At 35.3% G+C, this 18,481-nt stretch carries 13 protein-coding genes, 1 pseudogene and 1 riboswitch; of the genes and pseudogenes, 2 read left to right on the top strand and 12 right to left on the bottom strand.

The window, feature by feature from the left end; all coding sequences use genetic code 11:
- The first annotated feature begins 81 nt into the window (after positions 1-81).
- Positions 82-540: a peptidoglycan-binding protein gene (locus Q5O86_RS03775; protein ID WP_302625816.1), complete on the top strand. Its 459-nt coding sequence runs from the start codon at positions 82-84 to the stop codon at positions 538-540.
- 128 nt (positions 541-668) lie between these two features.
- On the opposite strand, the gene Q5O86_RS03770 is transcribed toward Q5O86_RS03775, so the two are convergent.
- The 7 genes and pseudogenes from Q5O86_RS03770 to Q5O86_RS03740 all read right to left on the bottom strand — a co-directional run bounded on the left by Q5O86_RS03770 (position 669) and on the right by Q5O86_RS03740 (position 12,187).
- Entirely contained in the window at positions 669-2,375 is a 1,707-nt protein-coding gene (locus Q5O86_RS03770) for a S8 family peptidase (protein ID WP_302625815.1), read from the bottom strand.
- Between the two features lie 60 nt (positions 2,376-2,435).
- Positions 2,436-3,353: a SufD family Fe-S cluster assembly protein gene (locus Q5O86_RS03765; RefSeq protein ID WP_302625814.1), complete on the bottom strand. Its 918-nt coding sequence runs from the start codon at positions 3,351-3,353 to the stop codon at positions 2,436-2,438.
- Between the two features lie 11 nt (positions 3,354-3,364).
- Positions 3,365-4,090, bottom strand: coding sequence for an ABC transporter ATP-binding protein (locus tag Q5O86_RS03760; protein WP_302625813.1), 726 nt, complete (start codon positions 4,088-4,090; stop codon positions 3,365-3,367).
- Positions 4,083-5,093: a S66 peptidase family protein gene (locus Q5O86_RS03755; protein WP_302625812.1), complete on the bottom strand. Its 1,011-nt coding sequence runs from the start codon at positions 5,091-5,093 to the stop codon at positions 4,083-4,085. The genes Q5O86_RS03760 and Q5O86_RS03755 overlap by 8 nt, the downstream gene beginning before the upstream one ends.
- Positions 5,090-7,870 (bottom strand): annotated as a pseudogene (addA, locus tag Q5O86_RS03750) (helicase-exonuclease AddAB subunit AddA); the annotation flags it as partial. The pseudogene addA and the gene Q5O86_RS03755, both read right to left, overlap by 4 nt.
- Before the next feature lie 11 nt (positions 7,871-7,881).
- Positions 7,882-8,745 (bottom strand): UvrD-helicase domain-containing protein, encoded by an 864-nt coding sequence (locus Q5O86_RS03745; RefSeq protein WP_302625811.1) that lies wholly within the window; start codon positions 8,743-8,745, stop codon positions 7,882-7,884.
- A gap of 1 nt (position 8,746) precedes the next feature.
- The gene (locus Q5O86_RS03740; RefSeq protein WP_302625810.1) at positions 8,747-12,187 is read right to left on the bottom strand and encodes a PD-(D/E)XK nuclease family protein; all 3,441 of its coding nucleotides are present in this window, start codon (positions 12,185-12,187) and stop codon (positions 8,747-8,749) included.
- 203 nt (positions 12,188-12,390) lie between these two features.
- On the opposite strand from Q5O86_RS03740, the gene Q5O86_RS03735 reads away from it, so the two are divergent.
- Positions 12,391-12,831 (top strand): hypothetical protein, encoded by a 441-nt coding sequence (locus Q5O86_RS03735; protein WP_302625809.1) that lies wholly within the window; start codon positions 12,391-12,393, stop codon positions 12,829-12,831.
- Positions 12,832-12,875: 44 nt separating this feature from the next.
- Here the strand turns inward: Q5O86_RS03735 and Q5O86_RS03730 are convergent, their stop codons facing one another.
- The 5 genes from Q5O86_RS03730 to dapA all read right to left on the bottom strand — a co-directional run bounded on the left by Q5O86_RS03730 (position 12,876) and on the right by dapA (position 18,113).
- A complete protein-coding gene (locus tag Q5O86_RS03730; protein ID WP_302625808.1) occupies positions 12,876-14,915 on the bottom strand; it encodes an NAD(+) synthase in 2,040 nt (679 codons plus the stop codon).
- A 130-nt stretch (positions 14,916-15,045) separates the two neighbouring features.
- The gene (locus Q5O86_RS03725) at positions 15,046-15,813 is read right to left on the bottom strand and encodes an N-acetylmuramoyl-L-alanine amidase (protein ID WP_302625807.1); all 768 of its coding nucleotides are present in this window, start codon (positions 15,811-15,813) and stop codon (positions 15,046-15,048) included.
- Positions 15,814-15,878: 65 nt separating this feature from the next.
- Positions 15,879-16,232: a hypothetical protein gene (locus tag Q5O86_RS03720; RefSeq protein WP_302625806.1), complete on the bottom strand. Its 354-nt coding sequence runs from the start codon at positions 16,230-16,232 to the stop codon at positions 15,879-15,881.
- Between the two features lie 190 nt (positions 16,233-16,422).
- Positions 16,423-17,178: a 4-hydroxy-tetrahydrodipicolinate reductase gene (gene dapB, locus Q5O86_RS03715; RefSeq protein WP_302625805.1), complete on the bottom strand. Its 756-nt coding sequence runs from the start codon at positions 17,176-17,178 to the stop codon at positions 16,423-16,425.
- Positions 17,179-17,228: 50 nt separating this feature from the next.
- Positions 17,229-18,113: a 4-hydroxy-tetrahydrodipicolinate synthase gene (dapA, locus tag Q5O86_RS03710; protein ID WP_302625804.1), complete on the bottom strand. Its 885-nt coding sequence runs from the start codon at positions 18,111-18,113 to the stop codon at positions 17,229-17,231.
- 85 nt (positions 18,114-18,198) lie between these two features.
- Positions 18,199-18,380: riboswitch (Lysine riboswitch) on the bottom strand.
- Between the last annotated feature and the right edge of the window lie 101 nt (positions 18,381-18,481).

The following is an 18,481-nucleotide window of genomic DNA, read 5'->3' as shown; positions in this document are numbered from 1 at the left end:
ATTACTATTTATACTGTCTTTTTTGACATTTTTTAATATACATATTATACTAAAAGTATCTTATTTTTAGGAGGAGAGAAAATGAAAATAACAAACTTAGTAAAAAAATTATTTATTGTTATGATAATAGCGTCTTTAATGCTTTGTCAAGCATCCTTTGTTTCGGCACATTCAGGCAGAACAGATTCACAGGGTGGTCATCATGATTACAAAAATGCCAGCGGATTAGGAAGCTATCATTATCATTGTAATGGTCATCCTGCACATCTACACAACAATGGAATCTGCCCCTATAGGACATCCAGCTATAAAGCATCTTCAACATCTAAGCCAAAAAAAGTTTCCAAATACTATAAAAAATCAACAGTAAAAAAAGTGCAAAAAAAACTAAACAAACTTGGATATAAATGCGGGAAAGTTGATGGAAAATATGATAAAAAAGTCAAAAATGCACTCAAGAGATTTAAAAGGGACAACAACATGACAATAAATGCCAAAATAAATAAAAAATTAATTAAAAAACTACATATAAAAATATAAACAATGTCAATTACAAGTATTGACAAATAAATGATATATATAAAACTACCGATTCAACTATAAAATACATTTTTACAAAAGGCAGAACCATTTTCAGGTCTCTGCCTTTTGTATAATACTGAAATCAACTATCCCTCTGGAAAACTATCTCTCAGACACAATGCTCCCCATCCTGCAAGCTCACTTGGATATCTGTCGATTCCGGCTAAGTGCCGTGCTCCGCGGATTAAATATGCCTTAACCTTTTCTCCGTACAAAAATGGGTCATTTCCGCGAACAATTCCCCATTCCATCATAAGAGCAACACTTCCTGTAACAAACGGTGTTGCCATAGACGTTCCACTTCTAATTGTTGTTCCACCTGTATTGGAAGCAGATAAAATATCAACCCCCGGCGCCACAATATCCGGTTTAATCTGATTATCCTCTCTCGTAAACCCTCTGCCTGAAAATGTAGCAATTGTATCATTATTGCTATTATATGCCCCTACGGTTATTGCCTTTCTCGTTGCAGACGGTACAGTTAATGTAATAAAAGGATTAGGGGTCAGAAATCTTGTATTTATATTAATCGAACTGCTTGTCGGAAGCCATAAATCATATCTGCCACTTACCGTTTTTTCAGGGATTATAGTTATCGTCCATATCCCTTTTACAACATATCGGTTATTCGGTATCAAACTGATATAAATCTCCTGATATTTACTGTAAGGTTTTGGAGTTCCATAAAGAATTTTAACATCCGTATTATCCAAACTATAACTGAAAATCAAACCATCTTTATTAATTATCGGTGTTGATACACCGGATGGTGCAGTTATCCTAATTCCCCAAACATCTACAAAATTTTTCCATAATTGAATACCAAAAGCTCCCTGATAATCTGATACCTGCAATTCAATATCTCTGTTCTCTGCCACAAAACCACCTACATGTCCTGCACTATCACCTTCATTACCGGAACCTATCACCATGGCCGTTCTATTACCATCTACAATGGAATCAAAATAAGTAGAAATCAAAGAAGTTCCATCGTGAGCCCCATAAGTATTTCCAAAACTAATATTCATAACAAAAGGCATCCCATACTCATTCGCCTGTTTTACTATAAAATCCACTGCTTCCATCAGCTGTGTAGTTTTGGGAAAAGAATCTGAAGCAGGCTCTGCCATTTTTACAATAATCAACTTACTTTTCGTAGCAATACCTAAATTCTCATTTCTATTTTCAGCATAGTTTCCCGCCGCGATTCCCGCTACATGTGTGCCATGTCCGGAGACATCTCTTGAATTAACAATATCATAGGGATTTGTGCCGGATAATGCCTCATTAATCTGCTCTTCACTAAAAACTGTATTGGTAACCTGGTCCCATAATTTCAAAATTCTGGTAGTCCCATCAGCATTTAAAAACACTCTATTTGTATAATCAATACCACTGTCCGCAATTCCTATAATCACTCCATCGCCAAACAACCCATTTGCACCACCAATCAATGAGTTCTGTACCTGAACCTGATTCACACAGGAAACTCGTTTCCCATTTAGAACAGAAAATTCGAGACTTTTAGGTTTCTCCACAAAAATAATTTCTTCCAGATTAGAGACCGTATCTACCAGCGGCTCCGGTACATTTAGAATGGCATATCCATTAGACAGCTCATAAACCGTTCCCCCTAATTGTCTCACCCTGTCTAAATTGCCCTGATATTTAACAATCAAATCCCAAGAGTTTGTAGCTTCATCAAAACCTACGGATAACTCTTGGGATTTATTTAATTGCTCCGGTGTCAAATCCAAAGCCATATTTAATTGATTGTCCTGCTTTTCGTTCATATATATACTCAATCTTACTCTTTATAAGTAAATATGCGGATAATATCCATCGTATACCTTCTATCTCAAAAATCCATTTACAATCTGTTCTTCTGCCTCTTCCTCTGTCAATCCTAATGTTTGCAGCTTAATCAACTGCTCCCCTGCAATTTTTCCAATTGCCGCCTCGTGAATCAGAGATGCTTCCAAATCATTAGCTGTAATTTCCGGAATCGCACTAATTTTTGCGTTATCCATAATAATTGCATCACATTCCGAGTGACCATTACATTTTGCATTTCCATTAATAACAGAATAAAATATCTGTTTTGAATTATCTTTCGCAACCGAACGCGAAATAACATTTGCACTGGAACCATCTCCATCCATATCAACCTCAAACCTTGTCGTTGCTTTTTGATTTCCATGTGTCATCAAACGTTCTGTGATAACTATTTTTGCATCTTTCTCTAATTTTCCCTTCGTAACTCTATCTGTAGAGTCAATTCCCTTAATCTGAACAGTCTCCATCTCCATAAATCCGCCCTCTTCTATATTCACAATTGTTGTCGGATTCATTACATTTTCCCCATTTCCATCACCTTTTCCGTAATGCTTTTCCACATATTTTACCTTAGCATTCTTTCCAATGTAAAATGTGTGTATCCCGTCATGCCTAGATAACTTATCTCCTCCATTATGGATTCCACAGCCTGCTACAATAAGCACATCTGCTCCCTCTCCAATATGAAAATCATTGTAAACACACTCTTCCAGACCTGTCTTACTAATAACAACCGGAATATGAACACTCTCATTCTTTGTTCCCGGTTTCACATATATATCAATTCCATCTTTATCTTCTTTTGTTATAATATCAATATTTTCCGTCGTATTTCTACTGTCTTTCTGACTATTTGCCCTAATATTATAAGCACCTGCAGGAATTTCATGAAGACCTGTAAGCTGTTCAAATAAATCCATCTGTATTTTGTCCATGTCTTTCCTCCTTACGCCTGTAATTTTTCACAGACACCATGATTCTTCCCTAAGACCATAGGCATAATTTCTTCTTTTCTGCCCTGTGCCTTTATCAATCCGTCTGCCAGTAATATAATTTCATCTGCAATATCAAGAATCCTCTCCTGATGAGAGATAATTAAGATAGAATTTTTATTTTTGTGCTGCATTTTTTCAAATACCTTAATCAAGCTATTAAAACTCCACAAATCAATCCCTGCCTCGGGCTCATCAAACACGGAAAGCGCTGTCCCTCTGGCAATAATTGTTGCAATTTCTATTCTCTTTAACTCTCCACCGGAAAGACTTCCATCCACTTCCCTGTTAATATAATCTCTGGCACAAAGTCCGACCTCTGATAAAAAATTACACGCTTCACTGATAGTTAACTGTTTTCCCGACGCCATTCTCAGCAAATCAATCACCTTAATTCCTTTAAATCTTACCGGCTGCTGAAATGCAAAACTAATTCCCAATTTTGCCCTGTCAGAAATAGACATATTTGTTATATCTGTTCCATTATATAAAATCTGACCTGATGTCGGCTGAAAAATACCGACAATCAATTTTGCAAGTGTTGATTTTCCACTGCCATTTGGTCCTGTAATTGCTACAAATTTACTCTCATCTATTGTGAGATTAACACCATTTATAATATCTTTAAGTTTACCGCTGTCATCTGTTACACTAAATTTAACATCTCTTAATTCAAGCATATTCTAAAACTCCTTTTCCACCAACACTGGTAATCTTAGCCATTGCCCCTTGTATTAACGAAAACTGTGGTCCCTTATGACCAATATCCGCATCAAAAATAACAGGAACATCCAAGTCACCTAATATTGACATAACCGCCTCTTGATATGGCTGTTCTATCCATGTATTATACATGAATGGTCTTCCAAATACAAATCCCTTTGCATTTTTGAAATATCCTCTCTGTTTCATCTGCCAAAGATGTGTAATTAATACGACATCCTCCATATTAAAACTTTCTAATGTCCAAATAATTCCATCCCTTGCATACTTTTCTATAAATTGCTCTGTGCCATCATACTGCGTGCCAAGCAAAAAAACAATAACATCGAGACAGCCGCCGAGCAGCCTTCCACTGATTTGTATTTTATTCTCTCCTCTTGCGTTGACCCATTTTACTTTTTCATCATTATAATACCCCTCATACCCTGTCATATATTCATGTCTTTGCGATTCATAATAAGCAAAAGAGTTCTGTGTCTTTACGCTGCCCTCTAAAATACCCAAAGCATTTTCCACTGAACTTTGCCATGGCTTCATTCCAAAATCACTGATATGGCATCCATATACTGCTGCCACATCACATGTTGTAACAATCGGATATACCAATCCTGTATTATCCGAGAATCCCTGAAACCATTTAGGATTCCTTTTTATTTTTTCAAAATCTACATAATCCAACATTTCCATTAAATAATCCCCGCCTGCTGCAGAAAAAATACAGGAAACAGCACTATCATTTATTAATGAATTAAACTGCTCTCCTCTTATCTTTCCCTCAGAACTGCATCCCCTATGGTCAGCTGTAAAAAGATTATCTGTCAGTTTTATATTGTAACCTTTAAGTTTCAATTCTTCTGTTGCATTTGCAATTCTTTTTTGTTTCAGTTCATTGGTAATACCACTAGATGTAGCTGTTACACCTATAGTATCTCCCGGTTTTATATATTTTGGAAAAATCATGATACCTCTCCTTTATCATTTATTTCTAATTCATCACTCAAAGTCACAGAATAAATAATCATCTCTTTCACATGAATCTTTGAAATCCTCTCAATTGCCAATTTATAACACTCCAACTGCACATGGTATCTGTCCACTAACTCTTTCATCCTTCCAACCTTGTCCGTCTTATAATCGGCGATGACAAACTCACCGTCTTCTTCAAAACAAACATCAATAATCCCCTGAACAATCATTGTCTCCTCGGAGTTTGATTTCTGATTTATTTCACCGGCTTTTACCCCTAAAAGAAATTTTCTCTCCCGGTAAAGTTTACCAGCCTTCTTTGCTTTTTTCATTCTATAAAACAAATTTGATTTTGTAAACTGAATAATATCTCTGTAAGAAATAGAATCCGCCTGTTCCTTAGTCATGAGTCCTTTTTCAACATAAGTATTTATCATTGCAGACACGGTTTCCTCATTATATTCCTCCAAATCAAAATCCAACAACTCAAATACCCTGTGATATGCTGTACCACGCTCTGCACCAAATAACTTTTTGTCAGTGTCCTGCTGATTCTTTGCAAAATCAGGTATCATTTCTATTTCCTCTCTTGGAACCTCAAATTGACAATGACCGTCTATTTCCTCCTCATACTCCATGCTTTGCTTCTTAATCTCTGTCACACTCGCCTTGGAATGTAGTGTGATATCTTCCAAATATGGATACTGAAAAGAAAATCTTTTTTCAATCATATTCTCTTGATTCTCACTCTTTTTTGAATCAATCAGCATATCTATTGTCTCTTTTTGTATTTCTTCAGAAATACCTTCCCTCATTTCCTCATAAGCTATATCTTCTCTTGTGACCACATCGACAACAATATTTGAATTTCTATCATACATTGTATTCGAACAATCATGTGTACCTATGAATCGTTCTGCTACATTAGTAAATGCCTTGTTTTTCCCTACTGTTTTCCCAATCCATGTCATCATATTGGGAGCGTCAACAATATCCATATAAGACATTTCCGTACCTTTATCATAAATACTGTTATAAAACTCTACAGCCGTTTTATTGATATCTTTACTAAATCCTGTAATATACAGTTTTTCTTTTGCCCGTGTTAATGCAACGTAAAGAATACGGAGTCTCTCCGCCATATCCTCTTTTTTGTTTTCTTTTTTAATGAGTGTCTTTATGATGGTTGGTGTTTTTACTTTCAATGTCCCGTCAATAAAATCCACTCCTATATTTCCATCTCCATCGACAACAATTTTGTCTGTATCATTTTTTGCCCCTCCATTGGTATCACAGAGAAAAACAACCGGGAATTGAAGTCCCTTGCTCTTATGTATAGACATTATTCTTACAATATTATCATTTTCATTATTTACAGATGCCTCACCGTCATCACTATCTAAATATTGCAGCTTTTCTATGTATCTGACAAAATGAAATAAACCTTTATAACTGATATTATCATAGGCTACAGCTTTTTCTTTTAAGGCCTCAATATTTAAATGTCTTCTCCTTCCATTTGGCATTGCTGTGATATAATAATCATATCCTGTCTCCTCTAACAGCTGGTTGATTAAGTCATACACACTGGTATATGTCACGCTGTCTCTAAAACGGTTCAGCACAGTTAAAAAGTCACCAACCTTCTTAGACAACCTTTTATCCTCACCATTTTCCTGATACAAAACAAGGTTTTCATACAAATTTTCACAAATATTTTCTGTCCTTATAACAGCCAGCTCCTCCTCGGTAAAAGAAAACATCGGACTTACCAAAACAACAGCTAAGGGAATATCCTGCCTTGGATTATCTATAATGGACAAAGCGCTCATAACGGTTCTCACTTCCTTTGTCTGATAATAACCGGTTCTTGAATCCGAAAAAGAAGGGATTCCATTCTCCTCTAACTGCTCCATATAGATTTCACTGACACCTTTCACACTTCTGAGAAGAATCGTAATATCACTATATTTTACAATTCTCTCCCCCTGTCCCTTTTCAGTAATTCTCAAACCATTCTTCGGGTCCGTGATTTCCAGTATTTTTTTTGCTACAAAATCTGCTTCAGCTTTTCTCTCATCTCCTTCTACTAAAATAACTTCCGTAGAATTATCTTGTCCATGGGGAACTTCACCAAAATCTGCACCATACTCGAGTCCATTTCCTCTCTTATAATCTATCCCTCCTACTTTTTCATTCATAATGTAGTCAAAAATATAATTTACACTATCTATTATTTCACGCCTGCTTCTAAAATTTTTGTCCAGAACAATTTTACAATTATCCGATTTCAAATCTGAGGAATAAGTTCTATATTTATCCAAAAACAATTTAGGTTCTGCCTGCCTGAAACGATAGATACTCTGTTTCACATCACCAACCATAAAAATATTATGGACTCCCTGTCCTCTCGATACACTTGTAAGAATATCCTCCTGCACATAATTACTATCCTGATACTCGTCAATCATTATTTCTTTAAACTTATGTGACATTTCTTTTGCAACTTCAGACGGAAAAATATTTCCCTCGCTATCTTCCTCCACTAAAATATTCAGTGCAAAATGAGCCTGGTCATTAAAATCCATAATCCCTTTATCCGCCTTTTCTCTCGCAAAGCGCTTCATAAAGTCGAGAGTCATCATGACAAGCATATCCACACTTTCCCTACTGTTTTGAATATCCTTCACCATATCTTCCATCGTTTGACTAAATAATACACTCTCCATTTTAGCCAGTTTTTCCATTGACTTTTTCTTAATATCCTGGACCTGTTTTTTCTTTACTTCATCACAACCTTTAACCCCCGCAGTGTTACACTTTTAATGCCTCGAAAAGCAAGTCTCATTTTATTATAATCAGAAGAATCTTTTACTGTTTCAATATCTTCTATTAATCTCTTTAAGGCATCCCCACAACCTGGCCCATCACTCTCCTCCGATATTTCAAGAGCCATATTCAAATTGTCCAAAATACCTGAAATTTCTCTTTTACCAATAATAAGCAGCTGCTGCATAAATTCAGATTGTTCAAATGTATCCACATCAGAGATATGATAAATATCCGCACACTTTTGAATCCATTTTTCAGGATTGCTATGTCCGTTTGCATGTTCATACAATTGACAAATCACTTCCCCTATATTGTCAGACAGTCGTCCTGTAGAATATTGTCTTGCCAGATTCATAAAAGACTCATCTGCATTGAGATAATATTCCTCTAGCATCTGGTCCAACACATCCATTTTTAACATCTCAATTTCCGTCTCATCTGCAATTCTAAAATTAGGGTCTAAATCAATCTTATCAAAATTTTCTCTTACAACTGTGGCACAAAAGCTGTCAATAGTAGAAATATTTGCATTGTGAATGAGAGCTAATTGTTTCATAATATTTTCATTTTCTGGCTCTCTTTCGGCCAGTGTTTCCAATGCTTCTCTGATTCTCTCTTTCATCTCTGATGCCGCCGCTCTTGTAAATGTCACAACTAACAATTCATCTATATTAACATCTGCATTGTCATCCGTAATTAATTGAATAATTCTCTCCACAAGAACTGCTGTCTTTCCCGAACCCGCCGCTGCTGAGACTAATATATTTCTCCCTCTCGTATTGATAACATCCAACTGTTTCTCTGTCCATTTCATGCTAATCTACCTCATCTGACTTATTTAATTGGGATATCACATATTCCAAATCAATTTTTTCTATTTCTCTATACCTGTCACCCAGCTTCCTGTCAAAACCGCAAACACCACCATATGGACAATAGGAACATGCCTTTTCTGTAGGATTAATTTCTATATTTCCGCTTATTATCTCCTGCCTCATCTCTTCAGCCTTATCATATACATAATCAATAAACTTCATATAATTTTTGCTGTCAATTACTGTACTCTGTTTGCCAATTCCATTCTTTGTTGTATTCACCTTAATTATCTTAGATGCCCCTGTCTTGTCTCCCAGTTCACTATCTATCGATTCAATCACCTGAAAATCCGAGTTGACAAGCCCGGTCATCCGATAACACTTATATTTTTCATTTTCTATCGTTCTCAGCATAATTTCTTCATCCGACAATGTTTCATACGGATTGGATTTTATAAAATCTTTTTTTGCTTTTATAAAGTCCGGTCTTTTAATATATGGGTCATGAATATGAAAATAGAGCCCGGCTCCCGGAATAACATTCTTTTGTGGATTCTTTGACTTTTCATAATTCATTGCATCTTTTAAGTAAACCATTAACTGCATCTGCATGCCAAAAAACGTGTCTGTAACATCAAATTCCGTATTACCGGATTTATAATCAATTACCTTTACAAAAATATCATCTCCACGCTCATAAGTATCTACTCTGTCAATACGTCCATGTAAAACTTTTAATTCATACTCTGCCGGCTGAAACCTTCCTGATTTTATATGCCTGACTAATACTTCTACAGTTTTTAATGCAGTCTCACGAACTTGATTTTTAATAAAAAGATTTCTCGCAGTTCCTTCAAATACATCATTTTCATATTCTTCTACTACCTTTTCCACGCATTCCTCTACAATGGAATCACTTGTACTCTTTTCTAACTCTTCCCATAAAATATCCCGCTTTTGCACATCCACAAAAAATCTATTTATCACTTCGTGAAACAGATTTCCTATATCATAAGCCGCAATCTCAAACTGTTTTCTTTCTCCCAACCGTAATCCGCTCTTTAAAAACTGGGAATAGGCACATGCTGCATATCTCTCCAATCTTGTGATTCCAATATTTTCCTTATTGTCATATAATTTTCTGGCAGCCTCCTCTGATAGAAACGGTCTCTTTCTCCTATAAAATGCTCCCTCACGCATTAATTTTATATATTTTCTCCCCTGTTCCTCTTTGGAAAGCTTAGAAAATAATATTTCAAACAAGGTATCTTCTTTTTGAAATCTATACTCCGTAATATGAGATGCCAAATATTCTAAAGCAGCATTTTTTGTTGTAATATCATCAATACTCTTCTTAATTTCATCTACCGAAATAATTTTTAAATCTTCAAACATCTTTTCCAGCGTTCCGATAATATAAGATTTTCTCAATACTTTTCCCGACGAATCGGACTTGCTAAAAGAAAGACATATTTTTTCTGTAGGTTTAGCAAACAAAGAGTACAAATATACTCTCTGCTTAAAAATATTTTCCCTTGCAGTCGGCGCTAATGTAAAATGATTCTCACCCATATCCGACTGTAAAAAGTCTCTGTCATTATCTGTTATAATACCACCTGAAGCCGAAGCCTTTGGTATTATCCCATCGTTTACACCAACAAAGAATATAATTCGCTTTGTGTCTTTCAATCTTGTACGCTCAATGTCACCCACCATTACAGTATCTAATCCCGGCGGAATAATTCCAACTTTAACAGATTGAAATCCCGCCTTTAAAATCTCACTATATTCTTTGAGAGGCATTCTTTCCTTCCCCATAAGTTCTACAATCTTCTCAAATAGCGAAATAATTGCATAATATGTCTGCTGGTATTCTTTTGATAAACTAAGCTCACCTTCATGTTCAAAAAACTCTACATACTCCTCAATCTTGTTCTGCATATTCTGGCTCAACACATATTGATAAACCGCCAATGTAAAATCTTTTATACTGCTGTTTTTTCCTTTGAATACAGACCTGAGCGGTAAGATATTGTCATATATAATTTTTCTTACTTTATTTACCTTTTCTAATTTCTCTGCGTTAAATCCCTGATAACTTTTTTCCCATTTCCTCCCATAACTTTTAAATCCTCTTCTCCCAAAACGCCTGATATAGTTTTCAAAAATATCCGCATCATCCCTATCGATATCCATGAATCCAAGTCTAACCATATGCATTACAGTATCATAGGAAAAATCTTTCTGAATCACATCTAATGTAGCAATAATACCATCCACAAACGGATTTGAGGATATATCCCTCTTATGGTCTATAAATGCCGGAATGCTATATTTATTCAATTCCTCCTCAATATACTTGTGATACCCCTCCATATTACCGGTAATAATAGCGATATCATTATATCGATATCCTTTATTCACAACTAAATCTGATATCTTTGCCCCCACAAACTCTATCTCACTATGAGGACTGGAAGCTCCATATATTTCTACAGACTCACAAGATTGCCTGTACTTCTCTAATAACTTATTTCTAAAAATGCTTCTTTCTATATAACAAAGAGTTTCATTCTCTCTGATTCGATATGGTTTTTCATTTTCTCCTGCTACAAGAATCGGTTTGACCCCAATATTGTTTTTTTCTGCCAGAATACTTAACTTTGTAATGGTTTCTTTACTCAATGAAAATAATTCATATTTATTATAATTGGTAAAAGTTTTTTCATCTTCCGGCAAAGTTATTGCCAGCATAACGCCTTTGGAATATTTCATTAAAAGCTCTAAAACATTATATTGAAGAGGTGTGAATCCGGTAAAACTGTCAAAATAAAAATATGTATTTTGAATCAATTCTGACTTTGATATATATTTACAAAAAAGACTTAACACATCTTCTGTCGTAATCATCTTATCTTTTATATAGTTATCAAACGCACGGCTGATTACCTGAATATCTTTCAGTTTATGTCTGAGTGCCGGTCTTTTCTGTGAAATGCAAATCATGTCATCTAAAATTTCATCTGTAATTCCATACTGCTTTAATTCTGAAATTACCGACTTTATTTTCTCAGAAAATCCGGGCTTAGAAACCTTTCCTTTATAAATTACCAAATCCTTCTTACAATCTTCCAGAACTTTCCGCACAATCAGAGTTTTACCTAACTCATCCATTACTTTATAATCTATAATTCCCTGTTCTTCCAGAACAGAATAGGCAAGCCTGGTAAAACTGGTAACTTCTATATTAAAACTACCTCCCCTGCTAAATTCCTGATTCATCATTGTAAGAATCTGCTTCTGAGTTTCCATAGAATATTGCTCCGGAACTACTGCCACAATATTTTTATCACTATATTTTATAGATGTTTCAATCAACTTTTTATATAAAAGGGTAGATTTCCCTGCTCCGGCTCTACCTATAATAAACTGTAAAGACATACGCACCTCCGCTTCTGGTGATTCACTCTGCTATCAAACATTATAGTTGAAATCCTATTATCATTTCAAGAAATAATTATCTTTTATATTTTCCTATATTTATTGGCATACTTTCTCACCTTTTTTAATAGATTAAAATATAGAACAAAGCGTCTTACGACGTGAGGCTATAAAAACAAAAAAACTATAAGTAAGGAGTCAGTATGGGAAAAAGTCCAAAATTCATGGTATTTCATTTAAGGGAGCTTATATATACCGTAGTATTTGTACTCCTTGGCATTGTTCTCGTGATTTCATTAATTTTTATGTTCTGTAACAAAAACAATGATGAAAAAGAAAAGGAAACTTCATCAGGACAATATGAGGCCGGAGTATATACTTCCTGTGTAACACTGAACGGAAATCCAATGGAAGTCACTGTAACTCTCGACAGCGACCATATTAATTCAATCACAGTGGACAATATAAGTGACACGATTACTACAATGTACCCTCTTGTGGAACCTGCATTTGAAGATATCGCAAAACAAATTGTTGATACCCAGTCTATTGAAAACATAAAATTTTCTGAAGACAGCCAATATACATATACGATGTTATACAATGCTATCGTAGATACAATAGACCAAGGTAAGAATAAATAAAAGCTGTGGCAATGTTAGCTCTCATACATTGCCACAGCTTTTATTTATTCTAACTCATCTAGCCATTCTTTTACACATGCATCACTTGGCATTCTCAAGTCCCCTCTCGGTGAAACTGCTACTGACCCTACTTTAGGTCCATCCGGCAGACAGCTTCTCTTAAACTGTTGTGCAAAAAAACGTCTGTAAAACGTCTTTAACCACTTCACTATAGTCTCTCTATCATATATTCCATAAAATGCTTTTTCTGCCAAAAATAACACTTTTTTAGGTGTATAACCAAATCTCAATACATAATACAAAAAGAAATCATGCAATACATAAGGTCCTACTAAATCCTCTGTTTTTTGAGAGATTTTTCCTCCTTTTGGTGGTAGCAGTTCCGGACTTACCGGTGTATCTAAAACATCATTTAAAATATCAGATAAGACATTATCACTACATGTATCTGCAAAATATTTTACTAAATGTCTTACCAGGGTTTTTGGTACACCTGAATTTACACCATACATAGACATATGGTCTCCGTTATATGTTGCCCATCCAAGAGCTAATTCCGACATATCTCCGGTTCCAATTACCATTCCATTATATTCATTTGCAAAATCCATCAACAAATATGTTCTCTGTCTCGCCTGAGCATTTTCATAAGTAATATCATGAATACTGATATCATGACCGATTTGTTTTAAATGAAGTTCCACAGCCTCTGCGATATTTACTTCCTTAAAATCGCATCCTAAAACCCGAATCAATTCCACTGCATTATGATATGTTCTATCCGTTGTTCCAAAGCCTGGCATAGTAACAGCTAATATACCTTTTCTGTCAAGTCCAAGACTATCAAAAGCTCTCACTGTAACTAACAAAGCCAATGTAGAATCTAATCCCCCTGAAATACCTACAACTGCATTTTTACAATTTGTATGCTCTAGCCTTTTCTTTAACCCCATTGTCTGAATAGATAAAATCTCCTCACATCTCTTTTCTCTCTCTATCTCATTCGATGGTACAAACGGAGCGTTATCAATATGCCTGTTAAACTTAAAACGAATAGGCTCCATCGAAATCTCAATTGACTCATATTCAGGTTTTATCTTATCATCCATATTGGGCTCAAAGGTAGTCATTCGCTGTCTCTCAGCAATCAATCTTTCTAAATCAATATCCGCATAAATTGTTTCATTTTTAAAACGTTGTGCTTCTGATATTATGTTTCCATTTTCTGCAATAATATTGTGTGCCGAGAAAACCAAATCTGTGGAAGACTCTCCCTCTCCTGCATCTGCATAGATATAAGCAGAAAGAGTTCTCGCAGACTGCCCTGACACAAGCATTCTCCTGTAAACATCTTTACCGGTAGTCTCATCACTTGCTGAAAGGTTTGCAATAATTGTAGCGCCTGCAAGGGCATGACCTGTACTCGGTGGATTCGGTACCCACAAATCCTCACATATTTCAATAGCAAAAATAAAATTTTCTATATTTTCACAACGAAATACCAGATTTGTACCAAAAGGAATATAATCATTGAGCATGTCAAACTCATCATCATACTCGTCGTCATATTCATCATCGTATGAATTATTTAACCTGAAATTTTTGATAATATAAGAACCACCTATTACGAATTTTTCATCTTCTGACCTAATCTCGGAAAAATCCAGATAGTCATCAATATCTTTTCCAGAAGAAAAATGTCTTGCCTCATAAAACTCAGAATAATTCGGAATGCATGATTTTGGTACAATCCCCTTAACTTCCCCATCATATAAAACTGCCGCACAATTATAGAGCTTCTCTTTATAAACAATAGGTAATCCTACGATTGCAATCACTTCCATGTCTACAATATGTTTTGCAATCTCCATCAATTTTCTTTTAGCTGAATCCAGCATATTTTTCTGCCAGAACAAATCTGCCGCTGTATATCCTGTAATACATAATTCGGGAAAAACCACGAACTGAGCACCATTTTGGTAAACTTCATCAATTAATCTGCAAATTTCCTTTGCATTGTGTCCACAATCTCCCACTTTTATCTTTGGCGTCGCTGCCGCAACTTTTATAAATCCATGATTCATATCTATCTCCTTGAAAAAAATACCAGTTAATATCAGAACAATTTTAACATTTTCTCTCCTTAAATACAACGAATAAAAATCCGCATCCTAAAACCACTTTTAGGATGCGGATTGTAAATACATTATTTTTTTAACTTCTGATAAATGTATTATACCCAAGAGCTCTTAACCTCTGCTCCATAGCTACAGCATTATCCAGACTCTCATAATCTCCTATCTGAACTTTATAAAGACCGTCTTCCGATATAACCATTGCCGGAAATCCTTGAGCTTTTAACTGTGCTGTCATATTATTTGCCAGCTGACCATTTCTAAATGCACCAACCTGGATTTTATAGCTCTGTGTGTCCGTTGCAGTTATTCCCTGGTCATCCAACGTGTCTATAATAGCATCCGCTATTCCCTGAGCAATTTCATCAAATCTTGTGTCATATAATTCATTGTCTTTGTCTGAATTAATAAACCCCGTCTCAATTAATACCGATGGCATCTTTGTCCTTCTAAGCACAACTAAATTAGGTCTCTCAACCACACCTTTGTCCTCAAATCCTAACGCCACAAGATTTCTGTTAATATTTCTCGCCAGTTCGGCTTTCATTCCCTCATCATTATACACTAGTGTCTGTACACCATTATACATATTGGGAACAGCAGAGGAATTTCTGTGAAAAGATACAAACAGGTCTCCACCTGCATTATTTCCAATCATAGCTTTTTCAAACGGTGTATTATACACATCTGTCGTCCTTGTATACTCCACATCAAACCCTGCATTGCTCAAAAGCTGTCCTACTGCCATCGCAAGTGCCAGCGCATCATCCTTTTCCTGTCTTCCATTAAAGGTTGCACCAGGGTCAGAACCCCCATGTCCTGGGTCTAAAATTATTTTATAAGCCATATTTAACCATAACAAAACTCTTTATCATAATAAAATATGCTTATATTCCATAAAAGATACCTTTTTTATTTCTTTGTAGTAGTGTTATTCTTGTCATTATTCTTCTTGTTATTATTTTTGTTGTTATTGTTGTTTCCGTTTACGTCATCAGCAATATCATCTACACCACTCTCGATATCATCACCAATATCATCTATTACCCCATTGTTATCATTTCCATTGTTGTTATCCATATCATTATTACCTGTTGTGTCATTTATAATACCTGAATTTCCTCCGTTGTTTGTAGATGCATTATCTACTTCTGTTGTAGTATTATTACTTGTCTCGTTGTCATCATTATTGTTTCCACATCCAGCAAAAGTAAATACTGCCATCATCAAAGTAAGTGCTAATAAGTAATTTCTTAATGTTTTCATAATATAATCCTCCAATTGATTTATCGATATCTTACCGGTCCAAATCAAAAATGTTTGATTTTTCTTCCGATAAGATTATTGTTTTCATATTTTTCTTTTTTATACAAAAAAGAATATCACTAAAAAACAAAAAGGTTTATCACATCTACTATTTAGATGCGATAAACCTTTTTGTTTTTTTATTTTTTAATTAATCAATTACATCCGCCATATTATAAATTCCTGCCTCTTTTCCTGCAAGGAACTTTGCTGCATCGATAGCACCTTTTGCAAAAATGGCTTTTGAATATGCTGTATGCTTAATCTCAATCACTTCATCTATACCTGCAAAGATTACTTCATGTTCACCTACAATCGTACCACCACGAACTGCCGATAAACCGATTTCTTTTTTATTCCTCTTTTTTCGTACAGTGCTTCTGTCATAAGTATAATCATATTCATTATCTAACACCTGATTCATACAATCAGCCAATGCCAGTGCAGTACCACTTGGTGCATCCACTTTCTGATTATGATGTTTCTCCACAATCTCAATGTCAAAACCTCTATCTGCCAATACTTCTGTCGCTGTTCTAAGAAGTTTCATCAATGTATTAATGCCAAGAGACATATTTGCCGAACGTAGAATCGCAACCTTTTTGCTCGCCTCATTAACTTTTTCCAACTGTTGTGCTGACAAACCGGTAGTACATATAACCACCGGTGTTTGTGTCTCTACAGCATAATCCAATAAATCGCTAATTGCCGCTGTCACTGCAAAGTCAATGATGACATCGGCTTTTATTGTACATTCTTTTATGGAAGAAAATACCGGATATTCATTTGCAACGCCGGTATATGCATCGATACCTGCCACAATCTCGACATTATCATCCTGTGCTGCAAGATTTGTTATTACTCTTCCCATTTTGCCATTACATCCGTGCATAATAACATGAACCATTATTTAACCTCCGTGTCTAATCTTTTTCTCAAAAGGTATTTTACCGCCCCTTAAAGGACACCGTAATCTTTTAATGCCTTCTTTAAAACTTCTTTATTCGCATCTGAAAGTTCCGTGAGTGGTGCTCTTACAGAACCTGCATTATAACCTAACATATTCATTGCCGCTTTTACCGGAATAGGATTTACTTCACAGAATAATGCTCCTATTACATCAATAGCTTCTAATTGTAATTTTGTAGCAGTTTCAACGTCTCCATCAAAATATGCCTGAACCATATCGTGTACCTTTTTAGGAGCAATATGTGACCAAACAGATATAACACCTTTTCCACCAAGTGAAAGTAATGGTAAAACCTGGTCGTCATTTCCTGAATATATATCTATACAGCCATCTGCCAACGCAGCAAGTTTGGCAACTGCTGAAATATTTCCTGATGCCTCTTTAATTGCTACAACATTTTCTACTTCTTTTGCAATTCTCACAGCCGTTTCCGGTTGAATTGTTGTACCTGTTCTGCCTGGAATGTTATACATTATAATTGGAATATTTACCGCATCCGAAATTGCTTTATAATATTGGTACAATCCTTCCTGTGTACACTTATTATAATATGGTGTTACACAGAGCAGCCCGTCAGCTCCCACTTCCTCTGCTTTTTTTGAAATGTTTACAGCTTCTCTTGTACAATTAGAACCTGTACCTGCGATAACCGGAACTCTCTTAGCAACTCTGTCTACACAATATTTAATTGTGGCTATATGCTCCTCATCATTCATCGTCGATGACTCACCCGTTGTTCCACAAACAATAATTGCATCAGAACCACCATTAATCTGGTCATCAATAATTTTTCCAAATTCTTCAAAATTAATTGTTCCATCTTCATGAAATGGTGTAATAATCGCTACACCTGCACCTTTAAAAATAGACATTTCATATCCTCCTAAACATATGTAATTAGTCAACCATAGTAAAAGGAGCTTAAATTAAGCTCCTTATAAGAATTCTAATATAAAACTTATAAGTAGCTCTCCATATACAATCTACCGTACATGACAGTCATACGGCTATTAACCGCATGCCCAAGAAATAATCTCCGATAATTAATTCCTTCGGCGCATCATCCTTTGGGCTATAATCTTTTGTCTTCGGAAACATCATATAGCTTACTAATAATCAGCGCAACCTCTACTATTGTTTAACTGTAACTATAATAACACTGACTTATCATAGTGTCAACCAATATAGTAAGAAATCGCCAGGCGTTTCTAACAGATAGCTGAATTGTCATTTGTTACTA

The organism is uncultured Eubacterium sp., from assembly GCF_937958975.1.
GTDB lineage: Bacteria > Bacillota > Clostridia > Lachnospirales > Lachnospiraceae > Eubacterium_G.
This window is presented reverse-complemented; position numbering and strand designations above follow the sequence as displayed.